We start from the raw sequence: 18,401 nt of genomic DNA, 5'->3' as shown, positions 1-18,401 counted from the left end.
ACGCGGTCGGCGTCTGCTTCAAAGAATGGACGGGCAACGTCCTTCTCCTGTGCGGCCGCTGTCACGCGCGCGCAACAGGCCCTCCGTGCTTTGTAACAGCGGCTCGTGGGCGGGCGGTCCGGGTGCGCGCGGCCGGTCGGGGCCCGCCTCTCCGCCGCCGTGAAGTGCGGGGGACCGCCGCACTACGCTGGCCTTTCCGAGCATCCGGCAAGAGGAGACGCCCAGCCATGCAGGCGCAGGACCGGCCGGGCCTGATGCACGACCAGTGGCCCGTCGTCGCCGTGGTGGCGGCAGGCGGCGCGGCCGGCGCGTGCGCCCGTTACGGCGCCGCCCTGCTGTGGCCGCAGACGCCCGGCGCCTTCCCGTGGACGACCTTCTGGGTGAATGTCAGCGGGTGCGCCGTCATCGGCGTCTTCATGGTGGTCATCACCGAGGTCTGGGCGGCCCACCGGCTCGTACGGCCGTTCTTCGGCACCGGGGTGCTGGGCGGCTTCACCACCTTCTCCACCTACGCCGTCGAGGTCCGCCGACTGGCCGACGCCCACCAGGCAGGCACCGCCGCCGGCTATGCGGTCGCGACGCTTGCGTCGGCGCTCGCCGCGGTGTGGGGTGCGGCGTGGGCGACCCGCCGAGTCCTGGCCTGGAGGGCACGATGAGACCTGTGACGACCAGTGAGACGGACAGCGGGGGGCGCCGGCTCTCGGGCGCCGCGCTGCGGATGACGGTCCTGCTCGGCGAGAGCGAGCGGTGGCACCACAAGCCGGTCTACACCGAGATCGTGCACCGGGCGCACCGCGCGGGGCTCGCCGGTGCCAGCGTCTTCCACGGCATCGAGGGATTCGGCGCCTCCTCGCTGATCCACACCTCCCGGCTGCTGTCGCTGAGCGAGGACCTGCCGGTGGCCGTGATCGTGGTGGACACCGAGGAGCGCGTGCGCGCCTTCCTGCCCGAGCTGGACGAGCTGGTCGGCAAGGGCCTGGTGATCCTCGACGCCTGCGAGGTCGTCCGGCACACCGCACGGACCGGCGGTGCCGCGTCGTGAACTGGCTGCTGGTCATCGTGGGCGCGGCCGTCGGCGCGCCGATACGGTATCTGACCGACCGTGCGGTGCAGTCCCGGCACGCCTCGGTCTTCCCCTGGGGCACCTTCGCGGTCAACGTCGTCGGCTGCCTGGTGCTCGGCGTCCTCACCGGCGCGGCCGTCGAGAGCGCAGCGTCCCCGCACCTCCAGCTGCTGATCGGCACCGGGCTGTGCGGCGCGCTGACCACCTACTCGACCTTCTCCTACGAGACGCTGCGGCTCGCCGAGAGCGGCGCGAAGGGGTACGCGGCGGCGAACGCCCTGCTCAGCGTGGCCGCCGGGCTGGGAGCCGCCTTCGCGGGCGTGACGCTGGGCACCACCGTGTGGGGGTGACCGGCGTGCCCTGGCGGGCGGTCGGTCGTTGCACGAACCATGAACGCACGCCGATTTCTCAGCAAGGCGGCGGCAGGCACGGTCCTGCTCGCCGCCGCCACGTCCGCGACGACGGCTGCCCAGGCCGCCGATCTCGGCAGCACTCTCAGCGGTACGGCCGTGACCGCCAAGACGGCAGGCCAGGAGGCCGGCAGCGCGACGCAGGGAGTGCTTTCTCAGTCCGGTGTCGGCAGGAAGGTCGCCGCGGTCAAGAAGGCCGTGCAGGCCGGGTCGGACGCCGTCAGCGCGGGCAACGACCTGGTGAACCACTGACGGCTGTCCTTTCGCCGCCCGTCCCCTTCCGGCGGTCCGCCGGGTGGGGACGGCGAGCCGGCGGCCGTCAGCCGAGGGTGCCCACGGGCACCAGGCAGTGGGCAGCCGTGCCGAGCACCGCCTCGTCCGCCGCGAAGGACTGGAGCGCGGCCTCGGTGACCGCCCGGCCGGGTACGGCCTGCGGCCAGGGCCGGCTGGCGAGGATGACATAGACCGTCCCGCGCGCGTGCGCGGCCGCGACCCACTGCTCGGGAACGGGGCAGGCCACGTGCAGATTCGGCATCGTGAGGACCGCCCTGCCGTCCTCGACCAGCACCTTGACGGGGGTCTTCGGCACCTGGGCGACATCGAGGACCACGCCCCCGACGGGCAGCCCGGCCTCCTTGGCGACGGTGAGCGCGGCGGCCTCCGAGCCCTCAGGGCCCGCGACGCCGTCACCGAGGGTGTAGGCCATCAGGAATGCCATGTCGCGGCCGTCGTTCTCGTTCCCGCCGGCCCACGGAATCACCACGAGGGTGCCGAGGTGGCTCATCAGCGACGTGCCGGACGCGGTATTGCTCTGGGTCATGCGCCGGACGATAACGGCCCGCGCCCGCGATCCGCCGCGTATCCCACCCCATCGGCGCAGCCCGAAACGGAATCACCGGTTCAGCTCAACCTGCGTGACTATTCGTGATCCGCTTCCGTTGCTCACTGCGTCAAAGCCGCGGTATTTCGTGGCTGCTTTTTTCGTCTCAGGGAGATCTTGATGTCGCGTATCGCAAAGGCTGCGGCTGTCACCGCCGCCGCGGGTGCTGTTCTGGCCGCGGGTGCCGGGATGGCCGCTGCCGACTCCAGTGCCCAGGGCGCAGCTGTCGGTTCCCCGGGCGTGCTGTCCGGCAACCTGGTTCAGGCCCCGGTCCACGTCCCGGTCAACGTCTGCGGCAACACCGTCAACGTGGTCGGCCTGCTGAACCCGGCGCTCGGCAACCACTGCGTGAACAAGTCGGTCACGCACGCGCAGGGCGAGAACGCGGGCTGGTAGTCGCCGAGCCGGCGCGGCCTCCCCACCCCTCGGGTGCGGGAGGCCGTTTCGCGTTCCGCGGCAGGCCGGGGGGCAGGCCCGGCCGTCAGGCCTCCTCGTACGTGTAGAACTGGCGGTGGTCGAGGACCGCCGACGGCTTCACGTTGAAGGGGGGCATCGGCTCGTCCACGCTCACCACGCGGCCGTGCTCGGGGTCGTCGGCGTCGAGCGGCGCGGCCGGCAGGTAGGCCGACGACGGGTGCAGGCGCTGCCAGCGCACCCAGATCAGGTCGATGAAGGCGTGGTGCAGCCAGAAGATCGGGTCGTTGGGCGAGGCCGCGCCGACCATGTGGCCGCCGACCCACTGGTGCACCCGGTTGTGCAGGTAGCCGCCCTCGGTCTCGCTGACCGTCCAGCCCTCGATCTCGTTGCGGAAGCCCTCCGTGTCGGGGGCCGAGTTCCACGGCGACGTGTCGTACGTGGCGATCTCCAGCGCGTCGTCAAGCTCGGCCCTGGTGGGCAGCACCACGGGGCTGTCGGGCCGGCCGAGGTTGCGGGTGAGGTACTTCTCGCTGGTGACGCCGAAGTTGATCGGCCATTGGCCCACCTGGTACGCGAACGGGCCGGTCATCACCTGCCCGTCGCTGTCCCGGCCGTTTCCGCCCATGAAGTCCGCCGCCCACAGCGCTGACGTGGCCTCGTTGTCGGCGGTCCAGTCCCAGTAGGGGATGGTGACATCGGGGTCGATCGTGCGGAGTTCGCGCTCGAAGACCAGCAGGAACTGCCGGTGCCAGGGGAAGAAGGTCGGCGCCATGTGCGCCATGCGCAGGCCGCTCTCGCCGTCCGCGGCGAAGTACTGGGCATGCAGCCGCACGTATTTGTCGTAGCCGCCCGAGCGTTTGAGCTCGATGAGCGCCCTGACGAAGCGGGTGCGCTGGCTGCTGGTCAGATTCCGCTGGTTCATGCGCGTGTACACCGTGCCGGCCCCGATCAGTGGTGGTGCTCGGTGGTCATGGACAGCTCGGCCCGCCGGATGACGTCGACCGCGCCCCTGGCGGTGGCCAGCGGGGTGGCGTAGGGCTGGTAGTGGTTGGCCACGCTGATCCAGGTCCCGTCCACCCGCCGCATGACCTGCAGCGGCATCCCGTCGATCTTGATCGCCACGCCCTCCTCGCCCGGCTCTGGGAAGGCCTGGATGCGGCGGCCCCGGTAGACCTCGTCGAAGAGGGCGGGCACGGCGCCGGGTGCGAGCGGCGCCTGCGGTGCGCCGCCGGGTCCTGTGCCCGCCGCCGAGTCGCCGGGGATGCCGTCGGCCCGCTGCTGACCACCCGTCAGAGCCGGCCTCAGCGCCGCGACGGTGCCCGACACCGCGACGACCGCCGTCACGCCGGTCCTGATCACCCGTCTGCGGGTCACGGAGGAGCGCGGAGACTTCCCGCGGCGCTTCCCCATGGGATCGGATTCGCTCATGGCCGATTCCTCTCGTCGGTTTTGTGACCGTTCGGCTGCCGGGCAATCATGCAGCCGTCGGGGTGAGGAACTGCGGATTATCAGTGCGCGCTGCCCGCAGATTCATCCGGCCGAGTGATGCCCGCCTCCGCTTCCTGCCGGTATGGCGCAGTGATTTTGACGATACGTCGGAGAACCTCGGGACCCCCGAATTCATTCACGCGTACGGCTCCTGACGCCCCGTATGGATCACTCCAAAGCGCGCATTGATTTCTCATACGTTATGACTTGCCGTGAGGGGGACGCGTACCCGCGGCGCGCAGCGGAGGCGCGTCCCCGCACCCGCGCCTCACGCGCAAGACGAGCGAGGAGTGACATGGGCAACCGACGCCAATGGATGGCGGGATCCGGTGTCGGATTCGCCGCGGCCGCGCTCGTGGTGACGGGCCTGGCGACCACCGGCATCGGCTCGGCCTTCGCCGGCGACCGATCCCCCCTCGACACCGCCACGGCCCGGCCCGGCACCCTGGACCTCCCCTACATGGGCGCCTTCACCGACTCCGGCGCCGAGGGCGTCCGGCGCATCGCCGACCTGGAGGCCTGGCTCGGCGGCAGGCCGATGCGGGTCGGCCACACCTACCTGCCAGGGGACAGCTGGGACGGCATCGAGGGCGACCAGGACCTGCTCCGGCCGTGGGCGCGATGGCGGCTTGAGGACCCGCGCCGGATGTTCGTGCTCAACGTGCCGATGCAGGAGGCCAACGAGGAGCACCTCGACGACGGCGAGGTGCGCTCGCTCATCCGGCAGGGCGCGAGCGGCGCCTTCGACGAGCACTTCACCCGGCTGGCGCAGCGCCTGGTCGAGCTGGGCGTGCCGGACACCGTGGTCGTGCTCGGCTGGGAGATGAACGGCATCACGTACTCCCACCGCTGCGGCCCCGACCCGGAGGACTGGAAGACGTACTGGAACCGCATCGTCACCGCGATGCGCGCGGTGCCGGGCCAGAGATTCCGCTTCGACTTCGCGCCCAGCCGCGGCACGGACGACGTCCCGTGGACGGAGTGCTACCCCGGCGACGACACGGTCGACGTCATCGGCATGGACTCCTACGACCAGCCGCCGGGCGAGTCCTTCGCCGAGCAGGTCAGCCAGCCTTACGGGCTCCAGGCGCAGGTCGACTTCGCCGCCCGCCACGGCAAGGCGGTCTCCTACCCGGAATGGGGCCTGTTCAGGAACGGCGACGACCCGGAGTACGTCGCGCTCATGCTGCGCTGGATGAGCGACCACAAGGCGCTCTACCAGACCATCACCGACTACTGCCCGCACGGCGTGTGGCAGTGCACCGACAATCCGGAGTCCACGAAGGTCTTCCGCGCGATGCTCTACGGCGGCAACCGGCGGCCCGACCCCACGGGATCGGCGACGCCGACGCCCCAGCCGGTGGGCACCCCGAAGCCGGTGACGACGCCCAGGCCGGTGACGACGCCCAGGCCGGTGCCGACGGTGACGCCGAAGCCCGTGGTGCCACCGAAGCCGATGCCCTCGATGACCTTCGAGCCGCGGCCGACGGTGACGCCGCGACCGCCGGCGGCCCCGAGGCCGGTGCCCGCGGCGGCGGCCAAGCCGGTGCCTGCGGTGAGTCCGACACCCGCGGTGTCCCCGACGCCCGCGGTGAGTCCGGCCCCCTCGGTCACGCCGACCGCGAGGCCCACGCCCACGGCGCCGCCGAAGCACTCGCCCAAGCCCGCGCCGTCGGCCAAGCCGAGGCCGGTGTCCGTGCCGATGTCCGTGCCGACGGTCGTGCCGCACAAGCCGGCCTCCTCCGCCGCCCCCGCCACCCCGCCGGGAGCCGCGCCCGTACCGCAGCCGTCGCCCATGGCCGAGGGATGCGTGCCGATGGAGCTGAGCGCCGAGATGAAGAAGACGTACGAGAGCGGTCAGGTGTGCGTCCACCTCACGCCGAAGGCGGCGAAGGCGGCGAAGGCGGGAAAGGCCGCGAAGCCGGCGAAGAGGAGGGCGTGAGGGGCCGGTGGGGGCGCGTCAGGCCCGGCGCGCGCGCAGGTCGTTCAGGCGGGCGCGCCAGGCCTTGAGCGCGGGCAGCCGGTCCGCCGCCGTACGGAGCAGGCGGGTGCGGGCGGCGGCCAGCGCGTGCCGGGCGTGCAGGACGGGTGCGAGCGGGCGGTTCGCCAGCAGCAGCCGCTGGTTGGCCAGGTGCGCGGGCCGCCAGTGGGATTTGTGCGGTTCCGCGCCCCGCAGCAGGGTCAGCACCGGCCGCCCCGCGCCCGCGACATGGCGCACGCTGTGCCTGATCAGCAGCGTCGTCACATCGACCTTCCTGCCGCGCAGGCCCGGGTGGGCGCCGTAGAGGTAGCCGCCGGCCAGGGCGGGCGACAGCACGGTCAGGTTCGCCGCGACCACGGTGCCGCCGATGCTGAACTCGGTGACCACCGCCTCGCCGGCCGCCACCATCGCCGTCGCCGCCCGCGACAGGTGCTCGGCGAACCGCGGCCGCACATGCTCGGGCGTCACCCCGCGGCCCTGCCACTGCATACGGTGCAGCCGCAGCATGGTGGCCACGGCGGCCGGCACCTCCTGGGCGGCGACGTCGCGCTCCTCCACGCCCGCTGCGTCCAGCCGGCGCAGATGGGCCCTGATGCGCTGTCCGCGCGAGCTGCCGACCCGGGCGATCAGCCCGTCCATCGGCAGACCCGGCAGCTCCAGGCACACCGAGTCGCAGGACCTGCGCTTCGGGCCGTGCCAGGCGTCGAAAAGCGCCAGAGCCGCCGCCCCGGGGCGTACCTCGCGCAGATCGACCACCGCGCCGCGCGCCGCCCGCCTGATCCCGAGGGCGAGGGCGGCGACCACCTCGGAAGGCGTGTCGTCCGCGGCCACCAGGACATCGGCGTAGTCCGTGATGTCGCCGCCGAGCGGCAGCAGCACCGGCAGCGGCCGGTGGGTGCGCAGCAGCGGGGCCGCCCCGACCAGGACGCCCTGCCTGCGGACCAGGACCGTCCTGAGGCGGTCGCGCCCGGTGGCGTAGGACAGCCACCAGGAGTGCAGCCAGGCGTGGGTCTGGAAGGGCGTCGCCTGCGGGCAGCGCCGGTGCAGCGCTGACCACTCCTCCGCGAGCCCGGCGAATTCCCGCGGGTCGCGGCAGACGGTGACGGCCAGCCCGGTGGCGGGGGCGGCGGTGGCGGGGGCGAGGGCGGTCGGGGAGGTCACACGGACTCCCGGGCGGCCTGGGCGTGCGCCGGTGCGGGTACGGCCGCGGCGCCGTCCGCTTCCCCGCGCCGCGGCGCAGGGCGCACCAGCAGTGCCAGCGCGCCCAGCAGCCCGCCCGCGCTCGCGCCCACCGCCGCGGAGAGCGCCGCGGAGGGGGAGGCGGGGGATGCCGGTGCGGAGGCGGGCGAGAAGACCAGCAGGCTCACTCCCGTACTCGGCGCGCTCCTGTTGCCGGTCGCGGTCAGGGACCGCGCCACGGCATTGGCGTAACGGGCCGCGGTGGCACCGCTCGACGCGGTCCCGGTCACCGAGATCATCGGCGCGTCGGGCGACGTCTGCGCTTCCACGTGCCCGCGCAGCCGGTCGGCGGCCGTGCCCGCGGCGGCCTGCGCCCCCGCGAGCACCGCGGAGCCGGTCACCACCCTGCCGTACGCCTGTGCGAAGCCCAGTGCCGTGGGCGAGTCCGCGTGCTGCGGTACGACCATCACGTAACTGGTCGCGGCGTACTGCGGCGTCGCGGCGAGCGCGTAGCCGGCGCCGCAGAGCAGGCCGACGCCGAGGCCCAGCGGGAGCGGGATCCAGCGGGGTGCCTTCATGCGCGTGCTCATTTCTTCCGGGCGGACGCGAGGGCCGAGGTGTACAGGGCCATGACGCGGTCCGCGGTACGGGCGATGTGGTAGTTCCCGACGGCCGGGGGCACCGGCAGCCGCGCCGGGCCCTCCCGGCGCTGCCGTCCGATCGCCGCGGCCAGGTCCTGGGGGTCGTCGCCGATCCGGTAGGCGCCGGGAGCGTCGTACGGCGGCAGGTCCTCGATCGCCGGGCAGGCCGCGTAGAGCACCGGCAGCCCGGCCGCCATCGCCTCCACGACGGCCAGCCCGAAGGCCTCCTCGGGGCTCGGCGACACGAACAGGTCAGCCGCGGCCAGCACGCCGGGCACGTCGGGCCCGTCGTCCGGGGCGCCCACCACCGTGACCCGGTCGGCCGCGCCGAGGTCGGCGGCGAGCCGCAGCAGGCCGCCGCGCTCCGGGCCGGCTCCCGCGAGCAGCAGGTGCACGTCGGGGTTCGCCGCGGCCGCGCGGACGAGCAGGTCGAAGCGCTTGGCCGGCACGAGGCGGCCGACGCCGGCGACGACGTAGACATCCGGCGGCAGGCCCAGCCTGCCGCGGGCCGCCGCACGCACGGCGGCGTCGAAGCGGAAGCGGTCCGGGTCGATGCCGTTGGGCACCAGGCGGATCCGGTCGTCCGCGACGCCCCAGGCCCGCAGGCGGTGCGCGACCGTCGCGGACACCGCGGCGGTGCCCGCGCCCATCCGCTCCGTCGCGAGGTAGAGCGCCCGCGTGCCGGCGCTCAGCGGCCTGCCCTCGATCTGCGAATCGCCGAGCGAGTGCTCGGTCGCCACCACCGCCCGCACCCCCGCCAGGCGGGCGGCGACCCTGCCGTACACGCAGGCGCGGTAGAGGTGGGTGTGCACCAGGTCGAATCCCCCCGACCTGATCAGCCGCACCAGCCGCGGAAGCGCGCCCAGGTCGCGGTTGCCCGCCATGCCCAGGTGGGTGACCTCGGCGGTGCCGTCCGATCTGATCCCGTCCGCGACGGGGCCGGGGTCCGTCAGCGTCACGACATGGCACGACGCCGCCTGCCGCGGCAGGTGCCGCAGCAGCAGCCGCAGTTGCTGCTCGGCCCCGCCGATTCCGAGTCCCGTGATGACATGCACGACCTTCACCGCCGCACCCCCAGCCGGGGTGCGGTCGGCACCGTCGGCGCCGGGAGTGCCGGGGGTCGGCGGGCGCCGGGCGCCGCGACGCGGCGGAGAGGCGGACGGCCCGTCCGGCCCGCGGGGGCCGGCACGCACGCTCGCCGCGTCGCCTGGGCCGTCCGTGCGGGGCCACGACGGCCCTGCGGCCGGCGATCCGCGGGCACGGCCCCGCGGGCGGTCGACGGGACCCCGCGGACATGCCCGAGGCGCCGCTGCCCGGCGGCGCGGGAAACCGAGCGGGAAACCGTATGGGCCGTACGGGCACCCGTACGGGCGGCAGGGAGGCGGTGCGACGCCCTACGCATGGAGGGCCCGCAGGCGTTCCAGGGGGGTGCGGCCCGCGGGGAAGGCGTGGAGGATGCGCTTCGCGCGCAGCCGTGCCGGGGTGTCACGGTCGCCGACGTAGCTGCGGGGCAGCGCGAAGGGCCCGGCGAGCGGCCCTGGCGAGACCCCGCACGCGTAGGAGTACCCCGCGGAGCGCACCGCGCGGACGGCCCGCGCGTCCACAGCGCCGTAGGGGTAGCAGAAGCCGCCGGGCGGCCGCCCGGTGATCTCGGTGAGCAGCCTCCTGCTGCCGGCGGCCTCCGCGGCGAGCCTGCCGTCGTCGACAGAGGTGAGGTCGGTGTGGACGAGCCCGTGCGACCCCACCTCCATGCCCGCACAGGCGGCCGCCCTGATGCCCGCGGCGGTGAGCAGCGGCTTGCGCGGCCCGCCCGCGTCCCACGCGTTGGTGCCGCCGAGGCGGCCCGGCAGGACGAAGACGGTGGCGCGGTGGCCGTGTTCGAGCAGCAGCGGCACCGCGGTGCCGAGGAAGTCGGCGTAGCCGTCGTCGAAGGTGAGACCCACGAGCCCGCGCCCGCGGCCCTCCGCGCGGGCCCGCAGGAGCTCGCCGACGCCGACGCCGGTCAGCCCCTTGCCCCGCAGCCAGCCGAGTTGCGCGGCGAACCGCCGCGGGCTGACGGTGACCAGGTACGGGTCGTCTCGGCAGTCCGCGACGGAGTGGTACATGAGCACCCAGGGCGCGGGCCCCGGCGCGGTTTCATGAGGCATGAGGCAGGCTCCGTACGGGGGCGCCGGCCGCGGCTGCCGCGGCGGCGAAGGCGAGCGGGACGGTGAGGCAGCAGGCGGCCGCGACCACTACGGCGGGCCCCGGCAGCAGCCGGGTGGTGCACCACCCGGCGCCGGTCGCCGCGGCGGCGGCCGGCACGTAGCGGGACACGGACGCGAGGAAGGCCGGCACCAGGACCGGGACGGCGCGGGCGGGCAGCCCGCGCAGCAGGAGTACGGCGGTGAGGCTGATCCCGGCGGCATTGCCCGCAGCGATGCCGTACGCGCCCCACGCGGGGACGGCGGCGGCGTCGGCGGCGACGGTGAGGCCGAGGCCCGCGGCCATGGCGGCGGCGGGATACCAGGTGGGCCGGGCGGCCGAGAAGTACGGCCGGATGAGCGCGCCGACCAGGCTCTGCCCGAGCAGCCCGAGCGCGTAGACCCGCATGACCGAGGCCGTCGCGGCGGTGTCGGCCGCGTCGAACGCCCCGCGCTGGAAGAGGGTGTGGACGATCTGCGGCGCGCAGGCGACGACGTAGGCGGTGCCGAGCAGGACGACGACGCAGGCGAGGGTGAGGTCGCGCTCGACCCGCCGCCTTGCGCGCTCGCGGTCGCCCGCGGCGAGGGCGCTCGCCACGACGGGGAAGGTGACCGTGCACATCATGAGCGACAGCACCATCGGCAACTGCGCGACCTTCTGGGCGTAGTTGAGGTGCGAGATGGCCCCGGCGGGCAGCCCCGCCGCGAAGAACCGCTCGACCAGCACCTGGGCCTGCCGCTCGACGGCGAACAGGACGACGGGCACGACGAGCGCGAGCCCGAGCGACCCCGTGACCCGCGCCCCGCGCCGGGGCCCGGCCGCCCCGCCGCCGGGCGGCCGCACCACGGGGACGCGGCCGCCAGGCGCCGCGGGCACCACCGACTCGACCGCGGCGACTGGTCGGTCGGTGAGCAGCGGTCGGCTGCCCGGGGCGTGCCGCGGGTCGGTGCCGGGCAGCGTGGCCGCGGGGGTCGCGTTGGCCCTTGGGCGGCCGGGGTTGTCGCCTGCGGTGGACGGCAGGCCGCCTGGTGCGGGGTGCGGTCCCGCGTCCGGCAGCGCGTTCGCGGGACCGCCGTCGCCCGCCTCGTCCGCCTCGCCGCCCGTGGCGTGGTGCGGCCCTTCGCCCCGGCGCAGAGCCCTGACGAAGGAAGGGAGTTGGACCAGCACCATCAGCGCGCCGCCGACCGCCACGCCGGCCGCCGCCGCCCGGACGCCCAGCCTGCCGTGCAGGACCAGGAGCGTGCTGACGATGCCGACGTTGTAGGCGACGTAGACGGCCGCGGGCGGCAGGAAGCGGTGGTGGGCGCGCAGGGCGGCGCTGAGATAGCCGGTCAGGCCGAAGGTGAAGACCGTCGCGGCGGTCAGGCGGGTGCAGGTGACGGCGAGGCCCGGGTCGGCGAGGCCGGGTGCGAGGAGGCGGACGACGAGGGGCGCGGCGGCCCACAGCGCGGCGGTGGCAGCGGCGAGCAGCGCGGCCAGCCGCGGCAGCGTGCCGCGGACCAGCGCGCTCGCGCCGCCCCTGGTCAGGGCCGCGCTGAACGCGGGGACGAGCAGCAGTGCCATCGCGTCCTCGATGAGGACGGTCGCGGCGAGTTCCGGCACCGTCCAGGCGACGAGGAAGGCGTCGCTGCCCGCGCCCGCGCCGAAAAGCCGGGCGATGACCTGGTCGCGTACCAGCCCGAGGGCGGACCCTGCCATGCTCAGCCCCGCGGTCAGCGCGGCGGCCCGCGCGAGGAATCCGCGTGGCGGCGCCGCGTGCCGTGGCGGGCTCGGCCGCGGCCTCGGCCGGGCCGGCCCCTGGACGAGGCCGGTCATGGCGCGCCGCCGTCCCCGCGCCCGGCAACCGGGTCACGCGGCGCGTGCAGCGCCCACCAGGCGGCCAGGCCGAGCAGCACCGCGGTCAGTACGGTCGACGGGCCGCCGATGTCGGCGTAGAGGAAGTCGACGCACTGCCAGATCAGCAGCCCGACTGCTGTGAGGCCGGGGCCAGGCGCCTGTCGTGGCCGGTGGCGCCCGGCTTCGGTACGCAGCCGGCGCAGGCCGAGCACGAGGAAGGCCGCCCAGCCGCCTGCCAGCAGGGTGCAGCCGAGCAGGCCCTGCTCGCTGAGCGCGAGCAGGTACATGTTGTGCGGAGAGAGCAGCGGCTCGCGGGCGAACTCCTGCCCGGCGCCCGCCGTGTCGCTCGCCGATGACAGGCCGAGCGTGGCGTGCCCGTCGCGTTCCGCGGGGAAGCGCTTCAGGCCGACGCCGGTGACCGGGTGTTCGCGCCACATGCCGAGGGCGGCGGACCAGAGGGTGTAGCGGTCGGTGACGGACGGGTCGGGGGTGTCGGTCACCCGGGTGATGCTGGCGGCGCGTTCGCCGATCATGCCCGCCCCGACGCCGAACCCGCCGACGACGACCACGGCGCTCGCGGTGAGCACGGCCAGGACGCGCACCGCCTGGCGGCGCCCCGCGAGCAGGACCATCGCCAGGCAGGCGGCGCCGGTGGCGATCCAGGTGCCGCGGCTGAAGGACACCGTGAGCGGGAAGACGAGCAGCGCGGCGCAGCCCGTCGCCGCGGGACGCAGCCACCGCGGGGCGCCGTGCGGGGCAGGCACCAGGGCGTAGCCGACGGCGATCACCATGCCGTACGCGACGACCGTGGACATGCCCATCACGTCGGAGGGACCGAAGGTGCCGACCGCGCGGACCTCCTTGCCCATGTACGAGGCGCCGCTCCCCGTGGCGTACTGCCAGGTGCCGAGGGCGCCCTGCACGAGGGCGAGCAGCACGATCGCGGCGGCCACGACGCCGAAGTCGCGGCGGTCGCGCAGCAGCAGCACCACGGCGGCCGGCACGGCCACGAACACCTGCACGTAGCGCAGGAATCCGGCGACTCCCGCGCCCGGGTCGAGCGAGGTCACGGCGGCCGCGGCGAAGCCGAGCACGGGCGCGCCGAGCACGGCGGCCGCGGCCGGGCCGAGCGGGCGGGAGCGGGCGCGCAGCAGCAGGACCGCGGCGGTCCCGACGAGCACCGCGGAGGCGGCGTCCGCCGGGGTGACCTTGCCCGAGGCGCTGACGTCGCCCGTGGTGACGGGCGCGGCCAGCAGCAGGACGGTGGCCAGCACCGGCAGCAGCGGGGCGTGGTGGCGCAGCAGCCGCAGCCGGGGGGTGAGCGGCGGAAGGGCCGCCGTCATGAGGGCCATGTGCCGGTCAGCTCCCGCCGCAGCGGAAGAGCGTGGCGGCGGTCCGCAGCATGATCGACACGTCCTGCCACAGCGTCCAGCTGTCGATGTAGTGGTTGTCGAAGCGCGCGCGGTCGGCGATCGAGGTGTTGCCGCGCAGGCCGTGCACCTGGGCGAGTCCCGTGATGCCCGCGGGCATCCGGTGCCGGTCGGCGTAGCCCGGCAGCGACTGGCTGAACTGGCTGACGAAGTAGGGGCGTTCCGGGCGCGGGCCGACCAGGCTCATGTCGCCGCGCAGCACGTTCCACAACTGCGGCAGCTCGTCGAGCGAGGTACGCCGCAGCAGGCGTCCCGCGCGGCTCATCCGCTCGTCGTGCGCGACGCTCCACAGGGTCGCCGACTCGTGCTCGTCCGCCGGGCGCAGGGTGCGGAATTTCAGCAGCGTGAACGGCCGCCCGTGCAGCCCGATCCGCTCCTGCCGGAAGATCACGCCGGGGCCGTCCGCCAGCCGCATCGCAAGCGCGCACGCCGCCAGCACCGGGGCAAGGCACAGCAGGGCGGTGGCGGCCACGGCGGCGTCCAGGGCGCGCTTGCCGCCGCGGGCGGCACGGCCCCCGATCGGCGGGTACGGGTCGAGCCTGCGGCACGGGTGGCCCCACAGGTGGCCCGCGGCGCCGCCTTCGCGGCGCCCTTCCCCGTCGACCTGCCACAGCCGGCAGCCCTGCGCGGCCAGCAGCCCCACGGTCGCGGTCGTACGCGCGTCGAGCGCCGCGGGACCCGCGACGACGGCATGCCGTACGGCGTTCTGGATCACCGCCCGGGTGACGTCGCCCGGTGACGGCAGCAGGGGCAGCACCGGCGGCGGCATGTGCCCCGGCCGGGCCACGGCCTGCGGGTCGCCGCGGGCCGGCGGCTCCGGCGGCGCGGGGCGCACGGGGGCGGGCGCCGCGAGGCCGACCGGGCGCATCCCGTACTCGGGGCGGGCGTGCAGCACCGCGGCGATCCGGGCCGCGGACACCGCGTCGGCCCCGACGACCAGCGTCGAGGAGGGGCGCCTGCGCGCCATCCGGCGGCGCGTCCCGTAGACCGCGGCGCGCAGCACGCAGGCGACGGCGACGGTCACCGCAACCGCCGCGGGCAGCGCCGTCCAGGCGGGAGCCCCGCGGCCCGCCACCACCGCGAGCACCCCCCAGGCCAGGACCGCGCGCGAGGCGAGCCCCGGCAGTTCGAGGAAGGCCGCGGGCGCGAAGCCGGGCCGGTAGAGCCCCGCCCTGTGCTGCGCGACCAGCAGGCACCCGCCGACCACACCGCCGGCGGCCACCCCCTGCGGCGCCACCACCGCGGCCCCGGCGACGGCCCCCACGCAGTCCGCCACGGCCAGCACTCCCCCGACCCGCTCCCGTACCGCCCGGTGCCGGGGCTGCTGCCCCGCACGCCGCCGCCACCGCCGCCCGGCAGCGCGTACGGGCGCCGGGCGCTGCGCACTCGGGGCGGCACGGTGGCCGCGGACGGCGGCGGGCTGCCGCCCGGCGGCGGCGGACGTACGGGGGGTGCCGTGCGCGTCGGGGCCGGTGGTGGCGGGCCCGTGCGGGCGAGGGGCGGGCGGGGTGTCGGTGTCGAGGGCGGTCGCGGCGGGCCCGTGCGGGTGCGGGGTGGGCGCGGGCTCGGGTCCGTGTGTGCGGGCGGTACCGCTCTCGTCGAGGGCGGTGGTTGCGGGTCCCGGCAGCCGTGGGCCGATCGGGCCGCCGGCGTCGGGGGCGGGCGGGCGGCCGGTGGCCGCGTGGCCGGGCTCGTACGTCCGCGGTGCCGTCACCCGTTCGGGGTCGGTGCGGGTCGGGTCGCAGGTGCGGGGCGCGGGGTCGGGGGTCATCGGGGGAGCCGCCGGGCGCGTGCGGGGTGGGGGAGTGCCAGGACGTCGCGGTAGACCGCGGCGACGCCCGCGGCGGCTCTCGCCACGTCGTGCCGGGCCCTGGCCTGGGCGAGGGCGCGCAGGGAGGCCGCGGTGCGCAGTGGCCGGTCGGTGAGCAGCCGGAGCAGCGCCGCGGACAGGGCGGCGGTGTCCGCGACCGGGACGACGCAGGCGTCGGCGTCCGCCGGGTGCAGGCTTTCGCGGGCGCCGCTCACGTCGGTGGTCACCACCGGGCGCCCGCAGGCCATCGCCTCAAGCGGCGCCAGTGCCATGCCCTCCCACCGGGAGGGCAGTACGACCACGTCGGCGGCTTGATACCACGGCACGGTGTCACGGGCGGTGCCCGCGAGCAGCACGCCGGGCGGCGCGTCGAGCAGCAGCCGCCGGTGGTCGGGCCCCTCGCCGACCAGCACCAGGCGGGCCTCGGGGAGTGCGGCGGCGACCGCGGGCCACGCGCGCAGCAGCACGTCCTGGCCCTTCTGCGGGCAGAGCCGTCCGACGCACACCACCAGCGGCGTACCCGGCCCGACGTCGGACAGTGCGGGCAGCGCGGCCCTGACGGCGTCCCGGTCGGCGGCCGGGGTGAAGCGGGCGAGGTCGACGCCGTTGCGCACCACCGCCCATCGGGCGCGGACCCCGGCCCGCCGCCCGGCCCCGCACTCGGCGTCGCTGACGCAGAGCACCCGGTCGGCCCAGCGTGCGGCGCGGCGTTCCCAGACCCGTGCGGCCACGGCGGTGGGGCCGCCGACCGCGTCGAAGGACCAGGCGTGCGGCTGGAAGACGGTCGGCACCCGGCCGCGTACGGCGAGGCGTGCCGCCAGGCCCGCCTTGGCGCTGTGCAGGTGCAGCAGGTCGGGGCGTACCTCGCGCACCAGCCGGGCGGTGGCCGCGGCCTCCAGGAGCAGCCCGGGGCCTGGCGCGCGGCGGGACCGCCAGCGCACGACCTCGGCGCCTGCGCGCGCCGCGGCTTCCGGCAGCGTCTCGGGCGGCGGCACGATCGAAGCCCGCGCCCCCGCGCGCCCCCTGGCGGTGGGGACCGGGCAGCCGACGACCACCCGCGCACCGGCCCTCACCTGCGCACGGACCAGGTCCGCCACGACGCGGGCCACTCCGCCCTCGACAGGCTGGGCCATGTGCAGCACCGTCAGCCCGGCGAGTCCGTCATGCTGTTGCGGCATCGCGCGCCGTTCTCCCTCTACGAGCCCGTCCCAAACGTCGCCCCCGGTCCTGCGGGCGGCTGCGCGGCCTCAGTGAATACCGGGCCGACGAGGTGAATCCCCCGGGAAACAGAAATGCACCGTCGCAGAAGGCGCGTCGAAAATCACGTATGCCGCGCGAGCGGACATCTTGTTCCGGCTTCTTACGACGATCACATCGCAGAGAATTGACGCCCCGTCAATCGTCCGAATGCGCTCACCCCCGTCTGCCGTGCGGGTAGACCGTGCGGGTACCGCTGGCCGTTCGGGTGAAACGTCATGACGAAAGTCGCGCACCGGTGTCGGACTGTCGGACCCGCCATCCGGGAGGGAATCCGGCCCCGTTCGCAAAGGACCCGCCATGACCCCGAAGCCCGTCGCGACCGGGGCAGTGACCAGGGCAGTGACCAGGGCAGTGACCGGGACCGGGACGGCGACCGGGACAGGGACCGGGACGGTGGCCGGGACCGCGGGTGCCGAGGGAAACGTCCGCGAAGACGTCAACGTGGACGTCAACAGCGTGTTCTTCCGGCCGGACCACGGCGACACCCGCACCGGCGGCTCCGGCAGCCCGCCGTTCGCGCTGGTCCGCGGCTCACTCCGCAAGCCGTGTGTCGGCCTGCCGGTCAAGGCCGACGGCTGACGGCGGGGAAGTCCCGAGGGCCCAGCCGGGCCCCCCTTCTCGCGGCTCCGGCTGCCGCCGAGAACCGGCGTCCGGAGCCGTTCCTCGTCGCTGCTCGGCAAATTAATCCCTCCATTCGAGTGGATGTGCCGCTCGAAGAAGGGTCGGGAGTCACCTACCGGCACCAATGGTCGTTGATCTGTCGACGCGGTGCGCAAGCCCCGTGAAAGCCGGTCGCGCCGCCACGAAATCCGTGCCGGTGAAGGCCGCCGCCGTAACTAGGAGTAGAACGTGAAGAAGCTCATGAAGGGCGCGGCATTCGCCGCCGGAACCGTCATCGCGATGGGCGTCGCCACCCCGGCGTTCGCCGGCTCCGACGCGAGCGGTGTCGCCGCCCACTCCCCGGGTGTCCTGTCCGGCAACCTCGTCCAGGTGCCGGTGCACGTGCCGGTCAACGCCTGCGGCAACACCGTCAATGTCATCGCGCTGCTGAACCCGTCGTTCGGCAACGTCTGCGTCAACGCTGGATGACGTCGACCTCGGTCGAACCGGTCGGGCACGACGCTCTGATCAGGTACCGCCCCGGGCCGAGTGCGTCGCGCTCCGGGGCGGCCCGTCATCCGCGCCACCTTTTGTTTCACCTTGCACGAGTGGAGAAATGAGTCGATGCGACGAAAGATTCTGAGCCGGAGTCTGCTCACCGTTGCTGCCGCGAGCAGCATCCTCGCCGTGACGGGAGGCTACGCGAGCGCTGACTCCGACGCCCAGGGCGGCTCGAAGGAGGCGCGCCACTCGGCCGAGGACCAGGCGCCGGGCGTCGATTCGGCGAGCGGCGACCACTCGTACGGGGCCACCGCCGAGGGCACCGCGCACGACTCCCCGGGAGTGCTGTCGGGAAACAACGTGAACATCCCGGTCGACGCGCCGGTCAACGTGTGCGGCAACTCCGTGGACGTGGCCGCGCTGCTCAACGCGGCGAGCGGGAACACCTGTGCCAACGTCGAGTCCGCCACCCCCGTGGCGCACGCGCCGCGGCACGCCGAGCCGCCGGCCGCGCCGGCCCCGGCCCCTGAGGTGCAGCTCGCGGAGACCGGTTCCTCGCAGGGCGCGGTGGGTGCGGCGACCGCGGCGGGCGGCGCGCTGCTGCTCGGCGGCGCGGTGCTCTACCGGCGTACGACCAGGACGGCGCGCGTCCGGCGGGCGCAGTCCTGACACAGCGACGGTCTCCCGGTGGGGTCACGGCAGCTTGTCCTCAGGACGCGGA

At 75.1% G+C, this 18,401-nt stretch carries 20 protein-coding genes; 9 read left to right on the top strand and 11 right to left on the bottom strand.

The genetic code is table 11. From position 1 onward, the window contains the following. The first annotated feature begins 227 nt into the window (after positions 1-227). From crcB (ACGFMP_RS02050) to ACGFMP_RS02035, 4 genes are all read left to right on the top strand, one after another. Positions 228-656 carry a fluoride efflux transporter CrcB gene (crcB, locus tag ACGFMP_RS02050; RefSeq protein WP_393669677.1) on the top strand — a complete coding sequence of 143 codons (429 nt, stop codon included), beginning with the start codon at positions 228-230 and terminating at the stop codon, positions 654-656. 62 nt (positions 657-718) lie between these two features. After that, entirely contained in the window at positions 719-1,042 is a 324-nt protein-coding gene (locus tag ACGFMP_RS02045; protein WP_393670294.1) for a DUF190 domain-containing protein, read from the top strand. Then, complete coding sequence (gene crcB, locus ACGFMP_RS02040; RefSeq protein WP_393669676.1) at positions 1,039-1,413, top strand: fluoride efflux transporter CrcB; 375 nt, start codon at positions 1,039-1,041, stop codon at positions 1,411-1,413. Before ACGFMP_RS02045 ends, crcB (ACGFMP_RS02040) begins: the two co-directional genes overlap by 4 nt. Before the next feature lie 39 nt (positions 1,414-1,452). Beyond that, on the top strand, positions 1,453-1,725 hold the full coding sequence (locus ACGFMP_RS02035; RefSeq protein WP_393669675.1) for a hypothetical protein: 273 nt from the start codon (positions 1,453-1,455) through the stop codon (positions 1,723-1,725). Between the two features lie 67 nt (positions 1,726-1,792). Here the strand turns inward: ACGFMP_RS02035 and ACGFMP_RS02030 are convergent, their stop codons facing one another. Continuing rightward, positions 1,793-2,293: a DUF5949 family protein gene (locus tag ACGFMP_RS02030; protein ID WP_393669674.1), complete on the bottom strand. Its 501-nt coding sequence runs from the start codon at positions 2,291-2,293 to the stop codon at positions 1,793-1,795. 180 nt (positions 2,294-2,473) lie between these two features. Between ACGFMP_RS02030 and ACGFMP_RS02025 the strand changes: the two genes are divergently transcribed. Then, positions 2,474-2,749, top strand: coding sequence for a chaplin (locus ACGFMP_RS02025; protein WP_393669673.1), 276 nt, complete (start codon positions 2,474-2,476; stop codon positions 2,747-2,749). Positions 2,750-2,834: 85 nt separating this feature from the next. On the opposite strand, the gene ACGFMP_RS02020 is transcribed toward ACGFMP_RS02025, so the two are convergent. Then, on the bottom strand, positions 2,835-3,704 hold the full coding sequence (locus tag ACGFMP_RS02020; protein WP_393669672.1) for a tyrosinase family protein: 870 nt from the start codon (positions 3,702-3,704) through the stop codon (positions 2,835-2,837). Between the two features lie 14 nt (positions 3,705-3,718). Next, positions 3,719-4,198, bottom strand: a complete 480-nt coding sequence (locus ACGFMP_RS02015; RefSeq protein ID WP_393669670.1) for a tyrosinase family oxidase copper chaperone — start codon at positions 4,196-4,198, stop codon at positions 3,719-3,721. Between the two features lie 355 nt (positions 4,199-4,553). Between ACGFMP_RS02015 and ACGFMP_RS02010 the strand changes: the two genes are divergently transcribed. After that, the gene (locus ACGFMP_RS02010) at positions 4,554-6,200 is read left to right on the top strand and encodes a glycosyl hydrolase (RefSeq protein WP_393669669.1); all 1,647 of its coding nucleotides are present in this window, start codon (positions 4,554-4,556) and stop codon (positions 6,198-6,200) included. An 18-nt stretch (positions 6,201-6,218) separates the two neighbouring features. Here ACGFMP_RS02010 and ACGFMP_RS02005 read toward each other — a convergent pair whose 3' ends face one another. The 8 genes from ACGFMP_RS02005 to ACGFMP_RS01970 form a co-directional block, all read right to left on the bottom strand. Beyond that, complete coding sequence (locus tag ACGFMP_RS02005; protein WP_393669668.1) at positions 6,219-7,400, bottom strand: GNAT family N-acetyltransferase; 1,182 nt, start codon at positions 7,398-7,400, stop codon at positions 6,219-6,221. Next, positions 7,397-7,996: a lipopolysaccharide biosynthesis protein gene (locus tag ACGFMP_RS02000; protein ID WP_393669667.1), complete on the bottom strand. Its 600-nt coding sequence runs from the start codon at positions 7,994-7,996 to the stop codon at positions 7,397-7,399. The genes ACGFMP_RS02005 and ACGFMP_RS02000 overlap by 4 nt, the downstream gene beginning before the upstream one ends. Before the next feature lie 8 nt (positions 7,997-8,004). Beyond that, positions 8,005-9,123 (bottom strand): glycosyltransferase, encoded by a 1,119-nt coding sequence (locus ACGFMP_RS01995; RefSeq protein ID WP_393669665.1) that lies wholly within the window; start codon positions 9,121-9,123, stop codon positions 8,005-8,007. Positions 9,124-9,453: 330 nt separating this feature from the next. After that, a complete protein-coding gene (locus tag ACGFMP_RS01990) occupies positions 9,454-10,206 on the bottom strand; it encodes a polysaccharide deacetylase family protein (RefSeq protein ID WP_393669664.1) in 753 nt (250 codons plus the stop codon). Next, entirely contained in the window at positions 10,196-11,941 is a 1,746-nt protein-coding gene (locus tag ACGFMP_RS01985) for a lipid II flippase MurJ (RefSeq protein WP_393669662.1), read from the bottom strand. The genes ACGFMP_RS01990 and ACGFMP_RS01985 overlap by 11 nt, the downstream gene beginning before the upstream one ends. A 113-nt stretch (positions 11,942-12,054) precedes the next feature. Continuing rightward, positions 12,055-13,431 (bottom strand): O-antigen ligase family protein, encoded by a 1,377-nt coding sequence (locus tag ACGFMP_RS01980; protein ID WP_393669660.1) that lies wholly within the window; start codon positions 13,429-13,431, stop codon positions 12,055-12,057. Between the two features lie 7 nt (positions 13,432-13,438). After that, on the bottom strand, positions 13,439-14,731 hold the full coding sequence (locus ACGFMP_RS01975) for a sugar transferase (RefSeq protein WP_393670293.1): 1,293 nt from the start codon (positions 14,729-14,731) through the stop codon (positions 13,439-13,441). Positions 14,732-15,276: 545 nt separating this feature from the next. Further along, positions 15,277-16,497 carry a glycosyltransferase gene (locus ACGFMP_RS01970; RefSeq protein ID WP_393669659.1) on the bottom strand — a complete coding sequence of 407 codons (1,221 nt, stop codon included), beginning with the start codon at positions 16,495-16,497 and terminating at the stop codon, positions 15,277-15,279. A 379-nt stretch (positions 16,498-16,876) separates the two neighbouring features. Here ACGFMP_RS01970 and ACGFMP_RS01965 point away from each other — a divergent pair, with 379 nt between their 5' ends. The 3 genes from ACGFMP_RS01965 (at position 16,877) to ACGFMP_RS01955 (ending at position 18,349) form a co-directional block, all read left to right on the top strand. Next, positions 16,877-17,158, top strand: a complete 282-nt coding sequence (locus tag ACGFMP_RS01965; protein ID WP_393669658.1) for a hypothetical protein — start codon at positions 16,877-16,879, stop codon at positions 17,156-17,158. A gap of 282 nt (positions 17,159-17,440) precedes the next feature. Next, positions 17,441-17,668: a chaplin gene (locus ACGFMP_RS01960; protein WP_393670292.1), complete on the top strand. Its 228-nt coding sequence runs from the start codon at positions 17,441-17,443 to the stop codon at positions 17,666-17,668. Between the two features lie 135 nt (positions 17,669-17,803). Further along, positions 17,804-18,349 (top strand): chaplin, encoded by a 546-nt coding sequence (locus ACGFMP_RS01955; RefSeq protein ID WP_393669657.1) that lies wholly within the window; start codon positions 17,804-17,806, stop codon positions 18,347-18,349. The last annotated feature ends 52 nt before the right edge of the window (positions 18,350-18,401 follow it).

Origin of the sequence: Streptomyces sp. NPDC049040, from assembly GCF_043197715.1 — a bacterium.
Taxonomy (GTDB): Bacteria; Actinomycetota; Actinomycetes; order Streptomycetales; family Streptomycetaceae; genus Actinacidiphila.
The sequence above is the reverse complement of the archived record's forward strand: the minus strand, read 5'-3'. Positions and strand labels throughout refer to the sequence as shown.

What these genes read in the sequence shown, in the direction of transcription:
- crcB (WP_393669677.1), top strand. Translation starts at nt 228, where the DNA reads ATGCAGGCGCAGGACCGGCCGGGCCTGATGCACGACCAGTGGCCCGTC.
- ACGFMP_RS02045 (WP_393670294.1), top strand. Translation starts at nt 719, where the DNA reads ATGACGGTCCTGCTCGGCGAGAGCGAGCGGTGGCACCACAAGCCGGTC.
- ACGFMP_RS02035 (WP_393669675.1), top strand. Translation starts at nt 1,453, where the DNA reads ATGAACGCACGCCGATTTCTCAGCAAGGCGGCGGCAGGCACGGTCCTG.
- ACGFMP_RS02030 (WP_393669674.1), bottom strand. Translation starts at nt 2,293, where the DNA reads ATGACCCAGAGCAATACCGCGTCCGGCACGTCGCTGATGAGCCACCTC.
- ACGFMP_RS02025 (WP_393669673.1), top strand. Translation starts at nt 2,474, where the DNA reads ATGTCGCGTATCGCAAAGGCTGCGGCTGTCACCGCCGCCGCGGGTGCT.
- ACGFMP_RS02015 (WP_393669670.1), bottom strand. Translation starts at nt 4,198, where the DNA reads ATGAGCGAATCCGATCCCATGGGGAAGCGCCGCGGGAAGTCTCCGCGC.
- ACGFMP_RS02010 (WP_393669669.1), top strand. Translation starts at nt 4,554, where the DNA reads ATGGGCAACCGACGCCAATGGATGGCGGGATCCGGTGTCGGATTCGCC.
- ACGFMP_RS02000 (WP_393669667.1), bottom strand. Translation starts at nt 7,996, where the DNA reads ATGAAGGCACCCCGCTGGATCCCGCTCCCGCTGGGCCTCGGCGTCGGC.
- ACGFMP_RS01990 (WP_393669664.1), bottom strand. Translation starts at nt 10,206, where the DNA reads ATGCCTCATGAAACCGCGCCGGGGCCCGCGCCCTGGGTGCTCATGTAC.
- ACGFMP_RS01985 (WP_393669662.1), bottom strand. Translation starts at nt 11,941, where the DNA reads ATGGCAGGGTCCGCCCTCGGGCTGGTACGCGACCAGGTCATCGCCCGG.
- ACGFMP_RS01980 (WP_393669660.1), bottom strand. Translation starts at nt 13,431, where the DNA reads ATGGCCCTCATGACGGCGGCCCTTCCGCCGCTCACCCCCCGGCTGCGG.
- ACGFMP_RS01970 (WP_393669659.1), bottom strand. Translation starts at nt 16,497, where the DNA reads ATGCCGCAACAGCATGACGGACTCGCCGGGCTGACGGTGCTGCACATG.
- ACGFMP_RS01965 (WP_393669658.1), top strand. Translation starts at nt 16,877, where the DNA reads ATGACCCCGAAGCCCGTCGCGACCGGGGCAGTGACCAGGGCAGTGACC.
- ACGFMP_RS01960 (WP_393670292.1), top strand. Translation starts at nt 17,441, where the DNA reads ATGAAGGGCGCGGCATTCGCCGCCGGAACCGTCATCGCGATGGGCGTC.
- ACGFMP_RS01955 (WP_393669657.1), top strand. Translation starts at nt 17,804, where the DNA reads ATGCGACGAAAGATTCTGAGCCGGAGTCTGCTCACCGTTGCTGCCGCG.